Annotated in this window: 14 protein-coding genes; 3 read left to right on the forward strand and 11 right to left on the reverse strand. The window is 56.1% G+C overall.

What is annotated here, in order from left to right:
• Positions 1-6: 6 nt before the first annotated feature.
• A complete protein-coding gene (locus ACWHXT_RS11330; protein WP_447955912.1) occupies positions 7-924 on the forward strand; it encodes a glycosyltransferase family 2 protein in 918 nt (305 codons plus the stop codon).
• 49 nt (positions 925-973) lie between these two features.
• Here the strand turns inward: ACWHXT_RS11330 and ACWHXT_RS11335 are convergent, their stop codons facing one another.
• The 5 genes from ACWHXT_RS11335 to ACWHXT_RS11355 form a co-directional block, all read right to left on the reverse strand.
• Complete coding sequence (locus ACWHXT_RS11335; protein ID WP_447955913.1) at positions 974-1,867, reverse strand: NAD-dependent epimerase/dehydratase family protein; 894 nt, start codon at positions 1,865-1,867, stop codon at positions 974-976.
• A 21-nt stretch (positions 1,868-1,888) separates the two neighbouring features.
• The gene (gene gmd, locus ACWHXT_RS11340) at positions 1,889-2,962 is read right to left on the reverse strand and encodes a GDP-mannose 4,6-dehydratase (protein ID WP_447955914.1); all 1,074 of its coding nucleotides are present in this window, start codon (positions 2,960-2,962) and stop codon (positions 1,889-1,891) included.
• 111 nt (positions 2,963-3,073) lie between these two features.
• On the reverse strand, positions 3,074-6,511 hold the full coding sequence (locus ACWHXT_RS11345; RefSeq protein WP_447955915.1) for a glycosyltransferase: 3,438 nt from the start codon (positions 6,509-6,511) through the stop codon (positions 3,074-3,076).
• On the reverse strand, positions 6,511-7,797 hold the full coding sequence (locus ACWHXT_RS11350; protein WP_447955916.1) for an ABC transporter ATP-binding protein: 1,287 nt from the start codon (positions 7,795-7,797) through the stop codon (positions 6,511-6,513). Before ACWHXT_RS11350 ends, ACWHXT_RS11345 begins: the two co-directional genes overlap by 1 nt.
• A complete protein-coding gene (locus ACWHXT_RS11355) occupies positions 7,794-8,591 on the reverse strand; it encodes an ABC transporter permease (protein ID WP_447955917.1) in 798 nt (265 codons plus the stop codon). Before ACWHXT_RS11355 ends, ACWHXT_RS11350 begins: the two co-directional genes overlap by 4 nt.
• A 340-nt stretch (positions 8,592-8,931) precedes the next feature.
• Between ACWHXT_RS11355 and ACWHXT_RS11360 the strand changes: the two genes are divergently transcribed.
• Both ACWHXT_RS11360 and ACWHXT_RS11365 read left to right on the forward strand, forming a co-directional pair.
• Positions 8,932-10,155, forward strand: coding sequence for an MBOAT family O-acyltransferase (locus ACWHXT_RS11360; protein WP_447955918.1), 1,224 nt, complete (start codon positions 8,932-8,934; stop codon positions 10,153-10,155).
• 50 nt (positions 10,156-10,205) lie between these two features.
• The gene (locus tag ACWHXT_RS11365) at positions 10,206-11,195 is read left to right on the forward strand and encodes a hypothetical protein (RefSeq protein ID WP_447955919.1); all 990 of its coding nucleotides are present in this window, start codon (positions 10,206-10,208) and stop codon (positions 11,193-11,195) included.
• Positions 11,196-11,202: 7 nt separating this feature from the next.
• On the opposite strand, the gene ACWHXT_RS11370 is transcribed toward ACWHXT_RS11365, so the two are convergent.
• From ACWHXT_RS11370 to ACWHXT_RS11395, 6 genes are read right to left on the reverse strand one after another with little or no spacing between them, the layout of a single operon-like run.
• Positions 11,203-12,318, reverse strand: a complete 1,116-nt coding sequence (locus ACWHXT_RS11370) for a glycosyltransferase (protein WP_447955920.1) — start codon at positions 12,316-12,318, stop codon at positions 11,203-11,205.
• Positions 12,319-12,331: 13 nt separating this feature from the next.
• Complete coding sequence (locus ACWHXT_RS11375) at positions 12,332-13,774, reverse strand: mannose-1-phosphate guanylyltransferase/mannose-6-phosphate isomerase (RefSeq protein WP_447955921.1); 1,443 nt, start codon at positions 13,772-13,774, stop codon at positions 12,332-12,334.
• Between the two features lie 52 nt (positions 13,775-13,826).
• Complete coding sequence (locus ACWHXT_RS11380; RefSeq protein ID WP_447955922.1) at positions 13,827-15,206, reverse strand: undecaprenyl-phosphate glucose phosphotransferase; 1,380 nt, start codon at positions 15,204-15,206, stop codon at positions 13,827-13,829.
• A gap of 15 nt (positions 15,207-15,221) precedes the next feature.
• Positions 15,222-16,700: a TolC family outer membrane protein gene (locus ACWHXT_RS11385; RefSeq protein ID WP_447955923.1), complete on the reverse strand. Its 1,479-nt coding sequence runs from the start codon at positions 16,698-16,700 to the stop codon at positions 15,222-15,224.
• Positions 16,700-18,079, reverse strand: a complete 1,380-nt coding sequence (locus ACWHXT_RS11390) for an HlyD family type I secretion periplasmic adaptor subunit (RefSeq protein WP_447955924.1) — start codon at positions 18,077-18,079, stop codon at positions 16,700-16,702. The genes ACWHXT_RS11385 and ACWHXT_RS11390 overlap by 1 nt, the downstream gene beginning before the upstream one ends.
• Positions 18,080-19,834, reverse strand: coding sequence for a type I secretion system permease/ATPase (locus tag ACWHXT_RS11395; RefSeq protein ID WP_447955925.1), 1,755 nt, complete (start codon positions 19,832-19,834; stop codon positions 18,080-18,082).
• Positions 19,835-19,840: the final 6 nt, after the last annotated feature.

The raw sequence follows: 19,840 nt of genomic DNA on the forward strand, positions 1-19,840 counted from the left end.
CAAGCGATGGCTCAAAGATTGCGCTACGGCATTTGCATCCCGACCCTGAACGCGGGAAACGCTTGGCACACGTGGCTCGAGCAAAGCCGCTCCGCCGTGTCCGGCGCGCAGCGTACCCTGATCGTGGACTCGAGCTCGTCGGATGAAACCCCCACCCTGGCGGCACGCTTCGGATGGGAGGTCATGAGCATTGCACGCGAGGAGTTCGACCACGGTGGCACGCGCCAACACGCGCTCGAGTATCTCGATGACTGCGAAATAGTGGTGTTTCTCACTCAGGACGCGGTGGTGGCCGACCCGCACGCGATTGCCGAGTTGGTCGGGGCGTTCGACGACGCGCGGGTGGGTGCTGCGTTCGGCCGCCAGCTTCCCCACCCCGGTGCCACGCCGCTTGCTCGCCACGCGCGCCTTTTCAACTACCCGGCACGCTCTTATCAGGTCAGTCAGGCGGATATTGCGCGTATGGGCATCAAAACGGCGTTTTTATCCAACTCCTTTGCGGCGTATCGGCGCGAGGCGCTGCTGGCAAGCGGCGGGTTTGCAACGAATACGATTTTAAGCGAAGACATGCTGGCCGGCGCCAACCTACTGAAGCAGGGTTGGACGCTTGCCTACTGCGCGAACGCTCGGGTGCATCATTCCCATAACTACTCGCTGAAAGAGGAGTTTCAGCGCTATTTCGATATCGGGGTGTTTCACTACGAACAGGGCTGGCTTTTAGCCTGGCTGGGTCGAGCCGAAGGGGAAGGCGCCCGCTTTGTGCGCTCGGAAACGCGCTACCTGTTGCGCCATGCGCCATGGCGCTTGCCCGAAGCAGCGCTGCGTACGTGTTTAAAATACTCGGGCTATCAGTTGGGGCTGCACCATCTTCGCTTGACCTGGCGCTTGAAACGCCGTCTTTCGATGAACAAGGGTTTTTGGTAAAGCCGTGCGGCCTTACCTCTGCCGACGCGGCTCTAGCCGACTCCGGAACTTAATCGCTCTTCAGCATGTCCGCCAAGGTATGCTCGATTGGGATGCGCTCTATATCGGGGGCCCAAGCCTTTAGCCGCTTGGTACACGCCTTTAATTCCGGTATTTCGTTGGCGCGTATAAACGCGGGATTCACGTTGATCTCGATGGAGTGTTTAGCCAGGCTTTCCAGCTTTCGCACTAGTGTCGTCAGCGATGTCGCCTCGCCACTGCCTATATTGATGACGCTAGCGCTGTCAGCCTCTGGCGGCCATGCGGCCAGTAATTGCGCATAAATAGCGACAATATCTCTTACGTCGCTGAAGTCACGGCTTACGTGGGTGTTACCCAGTTCCATCGTTTTTTCGCGCCGTTTTATATGCTCGACGATTTTGGGCACCAGAAAATGAGATGCCTGGCCGGGCCCCGTGTAATTGAACGGCCGTGCAAGCAGCAGTGGAAGCTGCTCTTTGTAAGTAAGGGCCATGTGCTCCATAGCAAGTTTCGAATGGGCGTAATGGTTTACCGGTAATGGTATAACGCTTTCATCGATAGTGACCTGACCGTTCGCCCCATATACGTTGGCGCTGCTGGCCAGCAGGACGCGAGGCGGCGTTGTCAGTTGGCAGAGCGCCCTGAGCAGCGTTTCGGTCCCCAGCACGTTGACTCGGTAAAAATCGAGCGGCCTGGGGTGACCCACGAAAGAGAGAGCCGCCAGGTGATACACTTGGTCCGGCGCGGTCTCCTGAACGATGTTTTGTACGTTTGCTTCGTCGTTGAGATCAATGCGGTGCGTTTCATCGGCGCCACAGGGGTGGCTTGCCAAAGCTACCACGGTGTGGCCCTGTTGCTTTAGGTGTGCAATGAGATAGCGGCCGGTAAAACCGCTGCCCCCTGTGACCAGACATGTCGTCATGGTGGCTCCTTGCTTAATGGCTCACGCGGCGCTAAAGGCATCAATTTCCTTGCTGACACGTACCAGATCCGCCTCGACCATCATTTTGCAAAGCTCTTCCAAACTGGTGGTGGGCCTCCAGTCTAGCTCACGGTGGGCTTTTTCGGGGTTGCCGATGAGCAACTCCACCTCGGCGGGCCGGTAAAAACGCGGGTTGATCACGACTACCTTCTGGCTCGTAGCCACGTCCATGGCAAACTCGTTTTCGCCCTCGCCTTCCCAGCGAAGCTCGATACCGGCCGCCTTGAAGGCCAGCGTCACGAAATCCCGAACCGTTTCGGTGCGCTTGGTGGCTAGTACATAGGTATCGGGTGTCTCGGCTTGTAGCATGCGCCACATACCCTCTACGTACTCTTTCGCGTACCCCCAGTCACGCTTGGCATCCAGGTTGCCAAGCTCCAGGCAGGCCTGTTTTCCAAGCTTGATGCGCGCTACGCCGTCGGTGATCTTGCGGGTGACGAACTCGCGCCCGCGAAGCGGCGACTCGTGGTTGAACAAAATACCACTGGTGGCGAAAAGGCCGTAGGATTCACGGTAGTTGATGGTCATCCAGTGGGCGTAGAGTTTCGCCACACCGTAGGGGCTGCGGGGATAGAACGGCGTGGCTTCGGTTTGCGGTACTTCCTGCACCTTGCCGAACATTTCAGAGGTCGAGGCCTGGTAAAAGCGAATGGAGGTGTCCACGATGCGGATGGCTTCCAAGAGGTTGACCGCGCCCAGGCCGGTAATCTCGGCGGTCGTGATGGGCTGGTCGAATGAGACCCCGACAAAGCTTTGCGCCGCCAGGTTGTAAATTTCGCGAGGTTTACACCGCTGCAGAAGACGAATACTGGCCGAGAGATCGGTCAAGTCATACTCGACGAGGTGCAGCGCGGGGTGGTTCTGAATCGCCAACTCTTCGATACGCCAAAAGTTGACGGAGCTGGTACGTCGATACGTACCGTAGACGGTATAGCCTTTTTCAAGCAGCAGCCTGGCGAGGTAGGCGCCATCCTGACCCGTGATTCCTGTCACGATCGCATTCAAGGCATCGTTCCTTTTCTTCAAAAAAACCATCGGTAAACCATTAAAATCGCACCACCCTCGTAGCTACTTTAAAGGGACTGGCCGCTGCGTAGGCCAAGGGCAAGCCATTTTAAGCATCCCGCCAGTGTAATCGCCGTTTTTTTACAGTTTTTGGTCAACGAGAGCTGCGCGCATTAGCCCCTGGTAGCGTTGCGCCAGCGTGGCCCAGCGCCGCTCATCAAGCCACTGCGCTCGCGCTTTTTGATACGTACTGCGCTGCTCTTCGCTGGCGCTTAGTACCTGCGTAATCGCCTTGGCAATATCGGCGTGCTCGAACCCTTCGGTTTGCCAAACCACATTGGCGACTTCGTCGAAAATGGGCGCCGGTGTGGTCAGAATGGCAGGGCACGCCGCTACGGCGGTACGTACCGCGGCGCTACTGGATTCCTGGGTGTATTGATAGGGCAATACCACGACGCTGCATTCGGCGAGGCGCTTTTGCGCCTCGTCAAGCGGCAGAAAGTCAGTGATCCATTCGATATGGGCGGTAACGCCCAAACGCTGGGCGGTGCGCTGGCAGCGCGCCAGCTCTTCCTGGGAGCTCGGTTCATCACGCACCGAGGTAACGAGGCGCAACGTTGCCGCCTCGGGCAGGGTGCTGGATTCAAGCAGTTTTGCGAAGGCTTCGATGAGCGTATTGACGCCTTTATGGGGAAGCAAAAAACCGAAGCAGCCGATGATCGGCGCATTGGAGGGGGCTTGAGTCATCCGCGTTTGTGTAGCGGGGTCGCTGGCAACGCCTTGGTGCATATGCGTCACGTTATCGGTTAGGCCGATTCGCTTGAGGTAATTGAGATCGTCCAGCGTATGCACGAAGACCCGGTCGAACTCGGCCAGCGTGGCGGCCACGACGCGACGGCGTGAGGTATCGAAATCGATCACCGGGCGGGTCGTGTGGAGCGTGATATATACCCGCTTTCCCTGCTGGCGGGCCTGCTTGACCTCTTGCTGGAGCGCGAGGTCGAGCTCGTAAAACGCGAAATGGTGCTGTAGCCAGACCACGTTCCCCTGAGCGCTCGCAAGTTGGGGGCTAGCGCCTTTCTGCCAACTGCTTTCTACGACCTGAAGCGTGCTCGAAGGCGGGACCTGTTGTTTGGTGGGGGCATGCACTTCGATCCTGGTTGCTTCATCCAGGGTTTGCATGGCATCCAGCAAGTGGTCGCTATACTGCGCGATGCCGCAGGGCTCGTCCCAAGTGGTGTAAAGGCTTATCGAAAGCGCGGGGAGCGAGGTGTCGGGTATCGCTTGCAGCCGGCCCAGCGCGGCCAGCGCCGAGGTGGCCGCGGCGGACGAAAAAAACCGTGCCTGAATGGCGGCACTTAGCCCGCTTGCCGCTTGCGTGGCGCGCTCGCCTTTCTGACGCAGCGCCTCGATTTGGCGCTTGATCTGGCCCACGGTACTACTGACGCTGGGCTCCACCCAAAGCGCCTGTCCGCTTGCGAAATGCGACTGAGCCTGGGCAAAACAGTAGTCGATGACGCCTGAATGGCTGGCCGGCGTGAAATCGGTATGGGCCCCGTAGCCGGTTACCACCAGTGCGCGCGAAAACTCGCCGGCCTCTATGGCGGGCATGTTCAAGCCTTCGCCGCGAGTCGGTAGCACCACGATATCCGCCTGATGATAAAGCGCGGCCATCTGCTCACTGGAATAGTCTTCCATGATGACGGTAAGCCGGGAGTGGTGGCGCGGGCTAACGTACTCCTCGACCAAAGCCTGGGTTTGATTATGCGGGTTCGGGAAGGTTTTGAGCGTGAGCGTGATCTCGGCGTCCTGTTCCGCCAACTGCTCAAAAGCCTGTAGCAGCACATCAACGCCCTTACGGGGAAACGCCGAGGAGACGTGCAAAAGATTGACTGTCTGATTCTGACTCACCCGGGCAAGATCGCTCGCATGGCTATTAAAGGCGTGGGCGTTAGCCACCAGCGGTAGGGTAATCACGTGAACGGGAAGCTGGCAGCCGCTATCCATCAACACCTTTTTGACGAACCAGGCCGTGACGATGACGCCGTGATAGTGCTGATTGAGGGTCTCCACCATATCCGCCGGCACAAAGGACTCTTCCCAAAAAAAGAGCGCCACGGCCTTGCCATGGGCGGGGTTGGGCGTGATGAGCGGGTAGTGGTGATAAAGCGCAATGCGCTTTTCAGGCGCCAGCGCCTGCCAGGCCGAGGGGTCGGTCAACTCGTTAAGCCTTTTGATCTCCTCGGCCCCGCCGGGGGTGGTACTTACCCGTGCCTCGGGCGAGGCCTCAAAAGGTGAAAGCCACAGCGCAGGCGCTTCCTCGCTTTGCGAGAGCCGAGTGAGCAGGTGACGGTTGACCGAGGCCAGACTGTAACTCCCGTTGATATGCCCCTCGAGTCGAACGCCTCGAATCAAGGGGGCCTCGTGCCAGGCGTCGCGCAAGGCCAGTGCCTCTCGGCGGACCCGCGCCTGAACCTCCGGGTCGAGATTGATGAAGTCTTCGTCGTGAAACTGCCCTTTGCGGCTAAAAAGCCCATCGCTTGCGGCCATTTGTTTGAGCACGCGCATTTTCAAAGCGGGAAAACGATTCAGAACCTTTAGGGCCAGCCGCTTCAGCCAGGGTATCTGCGCCATTTTACGAAGCCACCGGCCCCGAGCATTCGAGGTGTGCCGGTGAAGGTGCATGGCGCCACGCAGCGGCTGGGTAAGACGCCAGGAACGGCTTTGGTAAACGCCGTTGATCTCCGAGAGTAGCTGCTCGGATTTCTGCTGATAGTACTGGCGCTCCTCGGTCGCTTTCGCGAGCAGCACTTGGGTCTTTGTTAGCTCGTCGGTCTGCTGCTGGATTTTGTCGGCCAGCGTCTGAAGGCTTCCCTGCTGGGCGACGGTCAACTGATCCAGATAGTCGAACCAGGGGGCGCTGGCGTCATCGGTGCCTTTATGGGCGATGAGTGCGTAGTCCGGGTGGGCAGAGACGGCCCAGGCAAGGTATTCGCCCACGGCGGCGTGGTCTTCCGGAGGCGTGGGGCCGTTCAAACGAAGAATATTGGCTTTGGCAAAACCGGCATCGGTGGCGACAAAGTGTAAAAGTGGCGGCGGCAGCGGATGCAGGTGAGTCGGGTCGAGATAGAAGCTCCAAAGACCGACGGTCAGGTTTTCAGGGTTGGGCGTTTCCAGAATTAAAACGCCACCGGGCACCAGCACTCGGAGTGCTTGCTGTACGAGTGCCACTAAAGAATCGAACGCAATGTGCTCGGCGATGTGAAACCCGGTAATGGCCGAGAGCGTATCGCTCTCGGTTTTCTTTAGTGCGGCCAACGCATCACTGACCTCGACCTCGAGTCCGTTTGCATTACAGGCGTTTGCCATGCTTTCGTTGGTATCGATGCCTTTGGCGGGCCAACCGTTGTCGCGCATCAACTCGAGCCACTCACCACGCCCGGAGCCCAAGTCGATCACGTGCGCCTCGGGGTAGCGCGCCATGATGGGCCCCAATAGCGGCACGTAAACGTCAAGACGCTTTTTGATGTCGTCTTTCTCACCACGAAAATGGTTGGTAAAGCGGGTATAAAAATCCATTACGCTGACTCGTTAGATGCTGAACCGGATGCGACGTCGCGCTCGCAGTCGATGGCCGGCATTATCCAGCTACTTCCCAGGAAAAAGTCTTTTTCCATATTCACCATTTGAAAGACCAGCGCGTGGTCTATCCATTGATAGTTACGCGCAAGATGCGTATCGCTGCTATGTAGCGAGAGCGAAACGGAATAGCTGCCGGGCCCCAGGTTGGCGTCAAAACGTATGCGATACGTGAGCGTTTCACCAGCGATGAGCTCACGCTCGGCCTGGTGGGTGTGCCAAGTGTTAGTGCCGAATACGTCCTGGCCTACACGGTCTTTTATCTTATAACCGAGCACCAGTTCGGGCAGGTCGGCGTGAATCACCACCCGCACCCGAAGCTCTACCGGCTGGCCGACATCGACCACATCAATAGCCTGGCTCTGCCCGCCTTGCTGGTCGTCGTGCAGGCTAATGCGCGCGATACTCGCCTCGCCGTTACCGGAACGCGTTTGAATTTGGCCACTTTCGAGCGACTCGATCTCGACTTTAGCGTTCTCTTTTTGGGCGATCAAAGCATTGTAGTAATCCATGATATCCTGGGGCAGGCCATCCTGAAGCACGCTCCCCTGTTCCAGCAAGATGGCCCGGTCGCAAAGGCTTTGTATGGCGGCCTTGTCGTGAGAAACGATCAACAACGACGTTCCCAAGCGCTGGAACTCACGGATGCGATCAAAGCTTTTATGCTGAAAATAAGCATCCCCCACCGAAAGCGCTTCATCGACGATGAGAATGTCCGGACGAAACGCCGTGGCGACCGAAAAAGCGACGCGCATTTGCATTCCGCTCGAGTAGACTCGCATGGGCTTGTCGAAGTAGTCGCCGATTTCGGCAAAGGCTTCGATATCGTCGATCGCGCCGGCGATTTGGGGGTGGGTAAAGCCCATCAGTCCGGCCGCATGCAGCACGTTCTGACGTCCGGTCAGCTCGCCGTTGAACCCCATGCCAAGCTCCAGTATCGCCGCTATTCGCCCGTGCGAACGAATATAACCCTCGGAGGGCATTAGCGTGCCGGTAATCATTTTTAAAAGCGTGCTTTTACCCGCACCATTTTGCCCCACGATGCCGACGGCCTCGCCACACGCTATATCGAAGCTGATATCACGCAGAACCCAGGTTTCGGCCTGGGGTGGGATCGGAGTGAACCAGTTAGCGATGCGCAGGAGTTCGTTGCGGTAATGGCGGTAGGCTTTGCCGAGCTCGCGCACTTCCAGCAGCGCCGAGGAGGAGCTATTGGGCGGGTTCATAGGGCGTCCACCATTTCAGGACTGGCCTTGCGAAACAGCAACGCGCTAAAAAGCACTAGCCCAATGCCTAGCAGCGCCAGCGCCGCCAACGTGACCATTGAAGGCGCTTGTCCGTAGGCCAAAACGTCGTGGTAGGCCCCGACCAGGTGAAACAGCGGGTTGAACGCGATGAGCGCCTGTAGGGATGACGGTACGATCTCGGCAGGATAGACCACTGGCGTGAACCAGAATAGGAACTGCATCACGATAGGCATTAACTGGCCGATATCGCGGATAAACACGTTCAGAATGCCAAGTGTCAGTCCAAGCCCCAGACCAAGTAGCACCGTAATACCGGTGAGCACGAACACCCACGGGAGGGTGGCGAGGGTAAAATGGCCAAGCACGGCGAACACGACCAGGATGACCACAAAGAGGGCCAGGTTGTTGATCAAACAAGAGCCAGTAATGATGATCGGCAGGGCCACTTTGGGGAACACCAGTTTTTTCATGAGGTTGGCGTTTTCGATAAACACCCCAAGGCAGCGGTTGAGAAGCTCGCTAAAAAGACTCCACCCCAGCATTCCCGCGGTCAGGTAAATAGCGTAGGCGTAGCGGCTTTCGACGCCGGGAAGTTTGGCCGAGAGCACTGCCGAGAGCAACAGTGCGTAGATGAGCACCATGGCCAGCGGGTGAATAATCATCCAGGCGCCGCCAATACGGCTGCGCGCAAAGCGGGTCACCAGTTCGTGACGTATCGATGTGGCAATAAACTGGCGGTAGTGCCAGGCCCCTTTAAGGGATGCTAAGTGCATTACCTTCTTCCCATGCTGGAGAGGGACTCGAACAGGGGCCATGTTAAGCCAAGCGTGAAGGTCATACCACCGTTGGGCGTCTCATGCGTCTGGCGCTATGCTATGCTCACGGCTTCGCTACCCTGTTAGCGCCTCTCCCGCGACCGTTTGAGCCCCAGGCATGGTTTTCAGCACCCCCCACTTTCTATTGGTTTTTCTGCCTGTCGTTTGGTCCGTTTTTTATCTATTAACGCTTTTGGCCGCACCACGCCTGACTTTGACCTGGTTGGGGGGCGCTTCGCTCGTTTTTTATGCAATGTGGGATATCACCCTGTTGCCTTTGCTACTCGTAAGCATTGGCGTGAACTATTGGTTCGCCGGGCGAATCGCCCGACCCCACCCTGTTTGGCTTTGGCTGGGTATCGCGTTCAACCTGGGGCTGCTGGGGTGGTTCAAGTACTCGGTTTTTTTACTCTCAGCGGTCGACCTTCCCGCTCAGGCGATTAGCCCATTGGTCCTGCCCTTGGGGATCTCTTTCTTTACGTTCCAGCAAATCGCTTTTTTAGTGGATATTCGACAGCACAAGATAGAACGCGGGCCCTGGTCGCTCTACGGCGTATTCGTCAGTTTTTTTCCTCAACTGATCGCGGGCCCTATCGTGCATTACCGAACACTGGCGCCCCAGCTTGTACACCTCAAGCCACCGGGCGCTGCGCTGGTGCGCTGCGGGCTAGTGTTACTGGCCATGGGGCTTTCGAAGAAGCTGCTGCTGGCCGACAACCTGGCGCCCTTAGTGAATGGGCTTTACGACCAGCCAGCGGGAAGTATCGTCGCCGGGGATACCCTGTTGGCCGGCTGGTCTTACGGGCTGCAGCTATATTTCGATTTCTCGGGCTACGCAGACATGGCGCTGGGGTTGGCGCTTTTATTGGGTATACGGTTGCCGGAAAACTTCGCCTCGCCCTACCGAAGCGTGGATATTCAGACCTTTTGGCGGCGCTGGCATATGACGCTTTCGCACTTTCTGCGTGACTACCTTTACGTACCGCTGGGCGGTAGCCGACATGGTTGGCCGCGCCATGTAGTGGCGCTCATGGTCACCATGCTGTTGGGCGGATTATGGCACGGAGCGGGATGGCAGTTTTTAGTGTGGGGCGGCCTGCACGGGGTGCTTTTGGTAGCGCTTGTATGCTGGCGCCGAGCCAGTCTCGTGCAGTTACCCCGCAGCATCAGCTGGTTTTTGACGTTGATACTGGTAATGCTTGCCTGGGTGCCCTTTAGAGCCACGAGTCTCGAGCATACCTGGGCGTTATACGCAGGCCTTGGCCACTGGCAGTGGGGCGCACTTGGCGATCTAGTAAATCCCATGACCCAAGGCGTGATGGGGCTACGCTCGCCAGGTGTCCTTTTACTGCTTGGCTCGTTTATCGCCTTGACCATGCCGAATAGCATGCGCTGCGCCAGGTGGCTGAATGAGCCTTCTCGTATCGTTTGGCAAGGAGTCGTGGTCGGCGCGCTTTTGGTGGCAGTGGCCAAGGCTATGACCGATTTACCCAGCCAGGCGTTTTTATATTTCAATTTTTAATCCCTACGCGCTTCGTCGTGTACGCGCGCTGGTTAAGAGAGCGAGTCGATATGGTGCGTTTTGTCATGGGAGTGCTGGCGGGTGGCCTGGCCGTACTCACTCTTTCGCTGGTTTTTTGGGCAGGCCAGCTAGGGCGGCCGCACCCCAACAATGCCTGGATCGACGGGGCAATGCGCTACAAGCAGGCGCAGGCCCGCGCGCTCCCCTCCCCAAAAATCGTGCTGGTTGCTGGGTCATCGGCCATGTTTGGTGTCGACAGCGGCGCCCTCGAGGCGACCTATCAGCGCCCGGCCGTCAATTTAGGGGTCAATGCTGGGATCTCGCTGCCGGTGATTCTATCGAGCGCCGGGCCCAGCATTCAGACAGGAGATCTGGTGCTACTGCCATTGGAGTATCCGCTTTACAACGCTGCCGAGCCCGTTTCGACTCCCCTGGTACATTGGGCAAATAGTCATCCTGCCACCTTTTTACAACTCCCTTTGAAGCGGGCCCTAAGCGTCATCGCCCAAACATCGTTCACGCGTATTTTAGAGGGCTACCGCGGCCTACCCGAGGACTTCGTTGTTACCGGGGACTACGGCGCGCATAACCTCGATCTTCGCGGCGATCAGTTGCATACCGTTAGAGCGCTGCGCGAAGAGCGCCACTGGCACTTTTTGACCTCGTTACCGGTAGAGACCTACGGTGAGGCTTCGCGTCTGGGCCACTTTGCTGGAGACCAGCTCCGTGCTTTTCGTGACGAGCTCCTGGAAAAAGGCGCCTGCCCCGTTTTTATGCCCCCTCCACTTCTTTACCAGCCCGAGTACACCGAATCACCGGTGGAAGCACGGTTTTACACGACGCTGCCGCATCGAGTAAAAAGCGCCGGGCTTCAATGGGTAGGCCAGCCCACGGATACCATGTATGCGGCCGACGACTTTTTTGATACCAACTTTCATCTTGTGGACGAAGCGCGCGCTCGTTATACGCGCCAGATCATCGACTGGTTGGGCGATGAGCCGATGGCGCAGTGTCTGCGTTATTACGAAGGTGAGCTTTGAGCAGGGGTCAAACCTTGAGGTATTTGTTCACCAACGAGTGGATCGAGCGGATAAAGTTAGCGGTGGAAAAGCGCTCAGCGCTTTGCCGGCACGCCGCTGGAGAAAAAGTGCCGGGTTCGGCCAGCCGCTTTGCTTCGAAGTGGCGTACCTGCTCGATCAGCGCATCGCTGCTTTGCTTGGAGACCCATAGTCCGGAGACGCCATTAAGCGTGGTTTCTGTAAGGCCCCCTACCCCATAACCGATCACAGGCGCGCCGGCGGCCTGAGCTTCTACGGGCAAAATGCCAAAGTCTTCCTCCGCCATGAATAAAAACGCCTGGGTACGCTCCAGGTGATTTATCAACACCTCATCCGGCTGGAAACCGAGTAGTGTGACATTGGGACCCGCCAATGCGCTTAGCTTGGCGTAATCAGGGCCGTCCCCGATAACGACCAACTGCTTGTCGGGCATTCGATTGAACGCCTCGATCACCAAGTCGATACGCTTATAGGGCACCATGCGAGAAGCCGTTAGATAAAACGCTTCCCGGGGTTGGTCGTGGCGAAATTTTTTGACATCGACCGGCGGGTAGATGACGTCGGCGTCGCGACGATAGCAAGTGGCGATACGCCGCTGAATGTAGCTGGAGATCGCCACGAAATGGTCGACTCGCTGAGCACTGATGTAGTCCCACTGCCTGAGCCGATGGAGTTGCCAGCGCATGAGCCAGCTCATGACGCCACGCTCCTTGCCGATTTCACGCAGATACTGGTGCTGCATATCCCATGCATAGCGCATGGGGCTATAGCAGTAGCAAATATGCACGGCGTTGGGGTCGGGGATTACACCCTTAGCCACGGCGTGACTGCTGGACAGGATCAGATCGAACCCTTTTAAATCGAACTGCTCCACCGCCAGCGGCATCAGTGGCAGATAGTGACGGTAGCGCTTTCGCGCCAAGGGCAACCGCTGTATGAAACTGGTGTGGATGACGTTATTACGCAGTGCGGGGATATCCTGCGTTTGCAGAAAGTTAACGGTCGTAAAAATTTCCGCCTGGGGAAAACAGCCGACCAACTCGGCCAGCGCCTTCTCGGCACCAGCCCAGGTGGTTAGCCAGTCGTGAACGATAGCAACCCTCATTGCAGTAAGGCCCCTATTCACGACCATACTTATCGTTGTAACGAACAATATCGTCTTCACCTAGATAGGAGCCCGTCTGTACTTCGATCAACTTGAGCGGCACCACCCCCGGGTTTTTTAACCGGTGTACGGTTCCCAGTGGAATATAGGTGGACTGATCTTCGGTGAGCAGAAAACTGCGCAGGTTGGATGTATCGCCCGGGCATTCTCCTTGAGTGACACGTGCGGTGCCCTGTACCACGACCCAGTGCTCGGCACGATGGTGATGCATTTGAAGCGACAGTGCAGCCCCAGGCTTAACCACGATCTCTTTCACCTGGAAGCTTTCGGTCAGTACCATGGTGCGGTAGTAGCCCCAGGGGCGATAAACCTGCTGGTGAGACTTGAACTCTTTACGGCCCGCCTCTTTCAGGGCGCCGACGAGACGTTTGGTCTCCTGAGCGTGGTGGCGGTCCGCTACCAGTACGGCGTCGTCGGTTTCCACGATGATCAGGTTGCTCACGCCCACGGCGGCTACCAGGCGGGAGTCGCTATACACCAGACTTTGCTGGGTATCCTGCAGCATGACATCGCCGTGGACCGCGTTACCGTTCACCGGGTCTTCGCTTGCTCGAAGCTCCCAAAGCGCGTCCCAGGCACCGATGTCGCTCCAACCGGGTGACATGGGTACGACCGCCGCTTGGCGGGTATGCTCCATGACCGCGTAGTCGATCGACTCGCTACGACAGTCAGCAAAAATCGCTTCATCAATACGTAGGAAGTCCATGTCCTGCGTGCGCGCGTCAAAGGCCGCCTGGCAGCTCTGTAAAATATCCGGCGCGTGCTGGCCAAGCGCCGCTAGAAAGCCACTCGCCTTGAACAGAAAAATACCGCTGTTCCAAAGATAATTACCGCTTTCCAGGTATTGCTCGGCTGCCGCCTCGTCAGGCTTTTCGACGAAGGTTTCAACGGTAAACCCATGAGTTAAAGCCTGGCCTCTTTTGATATAGCCATACCCGGTGTGGGGGGTGGTCGGGGTAATGCCGAACGTGACCAGCCGCCCTTTCTGGTTCAATTCGCGCCCCTGCTCGACCGCCTGGGCGAACGCCTGCGTATCCTTGATGACGTGGTCGGCGGGCATGACCAGAAGCTCGGCCTCCGGATTTGATTGGCTTGCAGCCAGGGCGGCCAGCGCCAGCGCCGGTGCGGTGTTACGTCCACAGGGTTCGAGAATGATCTGACTCTTTTTAAAGCCTATTTGATGCATCTGTTCGGCAACCAGAAAACGATGCTCTTCGTTGCAAACGATCAGCGGCTCCCCGGAACAGGCGATCGTTTCGAGGCGCAGCGCCGCCTCTTGAAGCAAGCTCACATCGTCTCTGTTTAAATTCAAAAACTGCTTGGGGTAGTACTCCCGGGAAACAGGCCAAAGTCGCGACCCACTGCCCCCTGACAAAATAACCGGCAATATCATCATTCATCCTTTGAACAAACGATCTGGACGTTTATTTGTGCCTGCGCCCATCCTGCTAGGGCTGGCTGTTGGCAAAGCCTCTCGTCAACGTCATCACCAGGATCTTTAAATCGAGCCCTAGCGACCAGTTGTCGATGTAGTAAAGGTCGAACTCTACACGCTTTTGCATCTGTTCTAACGTATCGGTACTGCCTCGATAGCCGTTGACCTGGGCCCAGCCGGTCATTCCGGGTTTTACGCGGTGTCGCTGCATATAGTTTTGAATCACCCCCTTATAATACTGGTTGTGATCCAGCGCATGGGGGCGCGGGCCCACTAACGACATACGCCCTTGTAGTACATTATAGAGTTGCGGGAGCTCATCCAGGCTAGTCCGGCGCAAAAAAGCGCCTAACGGGGTGATCCTAGGATCACTTTGTTTGGCTGCGATCGTGGTAGACGCTTGGTGCACGCTCATACTTCTGAACTTGTAAATGCGAAAACGCCTGCCATCCATGCCGTGGCGGTGCTGCTTGAAAAGCACTGGCCCACCCATTTTCCATTTGACCAACGCGGCAATCACTAGCATAACCGGCAAAAAAACAATGAACAAAAGCCCACCAATCAAGCGGTCTTCGATGCTCTTTAATAAACGCAGCGGACCACTATCAAGAGGACTATAGTTAAGCTCGAGTGAATAAAGCCCAACCACTTGCGCCATACGGTGGTTAAGCAGACGAATATCCGAGAGATCAGGAAAATAGCGCACACTGATGGGAATATTAATCAAACTGGTGGAAACCAGTCGGACTTTATCCCCATCACTCAGAGGATAACTTAACCAGATTTCATCAAATTCTTTATTAAAGGCGCTATTATCAACCAGAACCTTGAGTTGCTGATGAAAGGAATCTGAATCGTCATCTACATGGGCGCTGTACAGCATGTAGCCGGCATACCGCATGGCGTTTAGATGATCCTTTAAGTGCCGAATATTATCTAAACGCCCTATAATCACGATGCGCTTACAGTTTTTACCTTTGGCGCGCAGGCGACGCAAGTAGCTGTAGAGCAAACCGCGCATTACGCTGCCAACACACAGTACGGTAAGTGCGGAGCCCCCCATCCAAAGACGAGAAAAATTTTCGGTGGTTTGGGTGGCTATCAACAGCAGGCTAAGCAAAACGATAGTGACAAGCCAACTTAGTGCGTATACCCCGAGCATGGAGTAAAGGCTGCGCCCGCGCCAAGGCTGATAAAGCCCAACGAGCTCACCTATGGCGGGAAGCAGCAAGCTGCCGATCACGATCAAAAAGAGATACTCTTCGCCGTGATAAGTAATATTAGGCATTGCCCATAGCGCAATGGATGAAAAGATGAGGGCTATCCCCCCATCGAAACATCGCATTGCGCTTCTGAGCCAATCGTTACCGTGTATTCCTTTTAAGGCAGCCATGCAACGGCGTTATCCTCAGCTTGTTACTGGGAAATCCGTCAATGATAACAGCAATGACATAATGTCGTTTAGATCCTGACTGCTCAAATCACCTACGGCGGAATGAAGGGCCAAGGTGTCCAGAGCGTACTCGCCAATAGTATCAACATACTGAATACGCTGATCGTAAAGACTGGCTCGCGCGTCCAACACGTCAACCAAATCGCGAAGGCCTAGCTGCTCACCCCGCTCGGCGGCGTCCAGAAATAACTGACTGGATTCGATTGCCTGATTCAGTGCCTGGACTCGGCGTACGTGTCCGTTCAGCGAGCGAAGCCGCTGACGTACTTCCTGAACGGCCAAATTACGCTGGTTGTCAAAGTCAGCCTGGCTTGCATCAATACGTCGCTCGCCTTGGCGCACGTTGGCAGTCGTATAGCCACCCCGGTAAATAGGTACGCTTACCTCGACACTCGCCCGATAATCCTCGCTTTCGCGTAATGCATCATCGCTTTTGCGATCCGAGTAGGAGAGATTCAGGTTGAGCTCTGGATAGTACCCCGCCCGACGAGTACTGGCATCGGCTTCGGTTACACGTTGCTGTTCACGAGCAAGGAGTACGTCCAGGTTCTGACCGACCTGCGCTACCCAACTCTCTGGATCCCCCCAGTCTCCCATTAACTCGACACTTGAGAGTTCACCAATGGCGAGCTGCCTGAACTCCGGATACCTGCCGGTAAGGCGTTCGAGCGTGCTTAATGCGTTATTAAGCTCGTTTTCTGCTTGAACGGCTTCGGAAACCGCTTGGTCCAACCGAGACTGCGCTTCAAGCAGATTGATACGGTCACCTACCCCCAGATCGTAAGCCCGCTGTGCTTGACGCACTTGTAAATCCAATGATTCTTGCTGCGATTCCAAAAGGCCAAGACGCTGAGAGGCCAAGTAGGCTTGAACGTAAGCTTCTGCCACTTGCATGGCCAGGTCGCGTTCGACCACCGCCAGCTGAAGCTCGGCAGCGCTGACTTGGGCATTCGCCACATCGACACCGCGCCATCGTTCCAAGCTAAAAAGAGGCTGTTGAAGCTGAACACTCCATACGTTTTCTTCGATTTCTCCCGGGCGCTGGGCAGGCTGGTCGAGCCCAAATTCATCCGGAGACGTTTGAATATTGGTTGAATCTTGCCACAAATAAGAGCCAGAGGCCGAGACCTGGGGCAAAAGCTGCGAGCGAGCCATGGGAACTTCTTCGCGCGTGGCATCGAGCTCAAAGCGCTGACGTGAAAGATCCGCGTCGTGATTGAGGGCACTTGCGAAAAGCTCCGGCAGCGAGGGCAATGTAGGTGGCTGCGATGGGCGCTGGTCCAGTTCGGCCAGTTCCATTAAAGCGCTTTCGTCCGCGAGGGGGTCCGGTTCCTGAGCGTTTACAGCCCCCAAAACCAGGCACAGCGGCAGCGCCAGCACTCCCCCCTTCCAGTAACGACCGATAAATGTCCGGTGTATCAGCGTCCTTTGCATCAATCCTCCCGTAGGGCGCGAGCCAGCATATCGGTCACTGGTTTAGCAATGTAACTTGCGAAAGTACGCTCGCCAGTACGCAACATGACTTCAGCGGGCATACCAGATAACAGCTGCATACGGTCGTTCATTTGCTCATAACCCGACTCAGTGACACGTACTCGGGCCCGATAATATTGCTGGCCGGTGGCTTCATCTTCAAAACTGTCGGCACTGACGTAAACGACTTCGCCGTCGATCTCATCGGTCAAGCGCTGATTGAAGGCGCTAAAGCGTATCTCGGCAAACTGGCCAATAAAGATATTATCGATATCGCGAATCGGAATGCGGGCTTCGACGACAAAACCATCGTTGCTGGGTACGACATCCATAATAGTGTCACCCGGACGGATGACTGCGCCCACGGTATGTACTTGGCGACCGACTACGGTACCGGAGACGGGAGCAGTAACTACTGTGCGCTCTACTTGATCGCTAAGCGAGACGATTTGCTCCTCTGCTTGAGCAATTTGCGTTTGGGCCTCACGCAGTTGCTCGCCTACTTCTTTTTGAAAATCCTGTTGCTGAATTTCGCGCTGCATGCGGTTTTCGCTGATTTGCGAGCGTAGCTGGGCAATATTGGCACGAAACTCAGCGTTATCGCCTTCGTACTGTAGAATGAGCCGCTCTAATTCGCGTAAGCGCTGGTTATCGCCTAGCCCCTCACGATATAGCGAGCGGAAGTCGTCGGCCTCGGAGCGCAGTGAGGACATTCGACGAGTATTCACACCAATACGCTGCTCGAGACCCTCGATCTGCTCCTGCATTTGGATGATCTGTTCATCCAGGGACTCCAGGGAGCTTTGGAGCGATTGGCGCCGTGCAGTAAACAAAGCTTGTTGAACCGCGACTACCTGTTGGACTCTCGGGCTATCGACGTCTTGAATATCTTCGGGGATCTCCATGCTCTCTGCGCCTTCCTGTTCAGCGAGCAGGCGCGCTTCCATGGCACGATTTATAAGATATTGAGAGCGTGCAATTTCGAGTTGCGAACGCGACTGAGTGTCGCTGAGCACTATTAACGTATCACCTGCCTCGACTTTGTCTCCATCTTCTACGAGGAGCTCGCGCACGATACCGCCTTCCAAGTGCTGCACCGTACGCTTAAAGGATTCGATCGAGACACTGCCAGGGGCGACAACAGCAATCGCCAGCGACGCGGTGACCGACCAAAGAATGAAACCGCCCAGCGCGATTATCAAAATGAGGTAACCGAGCTTGCGATAGCCTTTATCACTTGTTGGCAAGTGCTCGGCCGCCTCGCCCTCCAGCGTTGCAGGGCCTTGCGGTGTAACATCGATCTCGCCCTGAGGCGTTAGATTGCGCTGATCGTTGCTCATTTATGACTCCTCGCCTTGGCGGCCACCCGAGACGGCAGACAGACGAGCTGAATGCTGCTGACTTACCTGCTTATTCGACTTCTTGGCAAACTGAGCCAATACCTGGTCGCGCGGGCCGAACATGCTTACTTGCCCCTCTTTCATAACCAGCAGTTTGTCCATGTTTTTGAGAACATTGGTACGGTGACTAATCACAAACAATGTAACGCCTTCCGTTTTTAGTTGAGTGATCGTTTCACTCAAGGCGCGCTCGCCGGCTTCATCCAGGTTGGCGTTGGGCTCGTCCAGCACTACAAAAACGGGGTTGCCATAAAGCGCTCGGGCCAAACCCACGCGCTGGCGCTGGCCACCGGATAGAGCGCCGCTAGTGGATGAGATAACCGTATCGTAGCCGTCGTTAAGCTCCAAAATCATCTCGTGAACGCCCGCTTTTCGCGCCGCTTCAACCACCTTGGTAGAATCGATCTCGCCAAAGCGAGCGATGTTTTCGCTGATGGTGCCGTCGAAAAGCTCGATATCCTGGGGAAGGTAACCAATATAGGGGCCAATCTCATCACGGTTGTACTGAGTGATGACACCGCCATCCAAACGAACATCGCCTACCTGGGTGGGCCAAATCCCTAGAAGCACTCGAGCAAGCGTTGATTTACCCGCCGCACTCGGGCCAATGATGCCAACGTGCTGGCCACGGTCCACATTAAAATTGATACCTCGGATGGTCGCCATGCGCGATCCAGGAGGAGCTGCAGCTACGCTTTCGAGCGCTATATCACCTTTGGGTGCTGGAAGCGACATTTTACGCTGGTCACTGGGGATCTGTGTCAGCAGCTCGTTTAAACGGCTATAAGCTCCGCGCGCGCTAACAAACCCTTTCCATCCACTGATCATTTGATCGATGGGCGCCAGCGCACGCCCCATCAGGATAGAGCCTGCAATCATCATACCGGCGCTCATTTCTCCTTCCAGTACCAGCAAGGCCCCCAACCCCAATATGAGCGACTGAAACATGATGCGCAGTACTTTTGAGGTATTGGTCAGTGCCCCTGCACGATCACTTGCCTGTGATTGTTTGGACAAAAACTCGTGATGGCGCTTTGACCAACGCCCCATAATACCCGGTAGCATGCCCATGGCGTGAAGTACTTCGGCATTCCGCAAGTTAGAGTTGGCCAGGTTCTGGGCCTGAATATGCTCGTTATTTGCATCGGCCAATAGCGACTTGGTAGCTTTTTCGTTTGCGATGGCCAAAATCACCAAAACGATGCCAGCACAGATGGCAAAAATGCCAAGCCAAGGGTGAAACAGAAACAGCACGCCGAAATAGACCGGCACCCAAGGCGCATCGAAAAAGGCGAACAGGCCGTTACCAGTCAAAAACTGGCGCAAGCTGGTAAGATCATTTAATGGCTGCGCACTAGAGCCGCCCTGCGCCACGAGGCTTCTACGGAACATAGCGCTATAGAGACGTTCGTTGATCGCGGTATCGAGGCGGTTACCAACCCGTACCAGCATGCGTGAACGAACCAGCTCCAGCCCCCCCATGATCATAAAAAGAAAGACGACGACCAGCGTTAACATGATCAGCGTCTCCAGGCTCTGCGTCGCGAGTACGCGATCATAAACCTGAAGCATATACATTGGAGGAACAAGCATCAGCAGGTTGACGAACATACTAAAAAAACCTACTGATATGAACGAACTCTTACAGGCTTTCAATGCGCGCTGTAAATCCGTTTCTTCCTGTTGCTTTGCCATGGAAGG

The sequence above is a fragment of the Vreelandella halophytica genome (genome assembly GCF_968193635.1).

Bases quoted from the DNA above. Each gene is read 5' to 3' on its own strand.
- ACWHXT_RS11390 (WP_447955924.1), bottom strand. From the start codon at position 18,079: ATGAGCAACGATCAGCGCAATCTAACGCCTCAGGGCGAGATCGATGTT.
- ACWHXT_RS11370 (WP_447955920.1), bottom strand. From the start codon at position 12,318: ATGAGGGTTGCTATCGTTCACGACTGGCTAACCACCTGGGCTGGTGCC.
- ACWHXT_RS11345 (WP_447955915.1), bottom strand. From the start codon at position 6,511: ATGGATTTTTATACCCGCTTTACCAACCATTTTCGTGGTGAGAAAGAC.
- ACWHXT_RS11385 (WP_447955923.1), bottom strand. From the start codon at position 16,700: ATGCAAAGGACGCTGATACACCGGACATTTATCGGTCGTTACTGGAAG.
- ACWHXT_RS11380 (WP_447955922.1), bottom strand. From the start codon at position 15,206: ATGGCTGCCTTAAAAGGAATACACGGTAACGATTGGCTCAGAAGCGCA.
- ACWHXT_RS11365 (WP_447955919.1), top strand. From the start codon at position 10,206: ATGGTGCGTTTTGTCATGGGAGTGCTGGCGGGTGGCCTGGCCGTACTC.
- ACWHXT_RS11350 (WP_447955916.1), bottom strand. From the start codon at position 7,797: ATGAACCCGCCCAATAGCTCCTCCTCGGCGCTGCTGGAAGTGCGCGAG.
- ACWHXT_RS11330 (WP_447955912.1), top strand. From the start codon at position 7: ATGGCTCAAAGATTGCGCTACGGCATTTGCATCCCGACCCTGAACGCG.
- ACWHXT_RS11375 (WP_447955921.1), bottom strand. From the start codon at position 13,774: ATGATGATATTGCCGGTTATTTTGTCAGGGGGCAGTGGGTCGCGACTT.
- ACWHXT_RS11355 (WP_447955917.1), bottom strand. From the start codon at position 8,591: ATGCACTTAGCATCCCTTAAAGGGGCCTGGCACTACCGCCAGTTTATT.
- ACWHXT_RS11335 (WP_447955913.1), bottom strand. From the start codon at position 1,867: ATGACGACATGTCTGGTCACAGGGGGCAGCGGTTTTACCGGCCGCTAT.
- ACWHXT_RS11395 (WP_447955925.1), bottom strand. From the start codon at position 19,834: ATGGCAAAGCAACAGGAAGAAACGGATTTACAGCGCGCATTGAAAGCC.
- gmd (WP_447955914.1), bottom strand. From the start codon at position 2,962: ATGGTTTTTTTGAAGAAAAGGAACGATGCCTTGAATGCGATCGTGACA.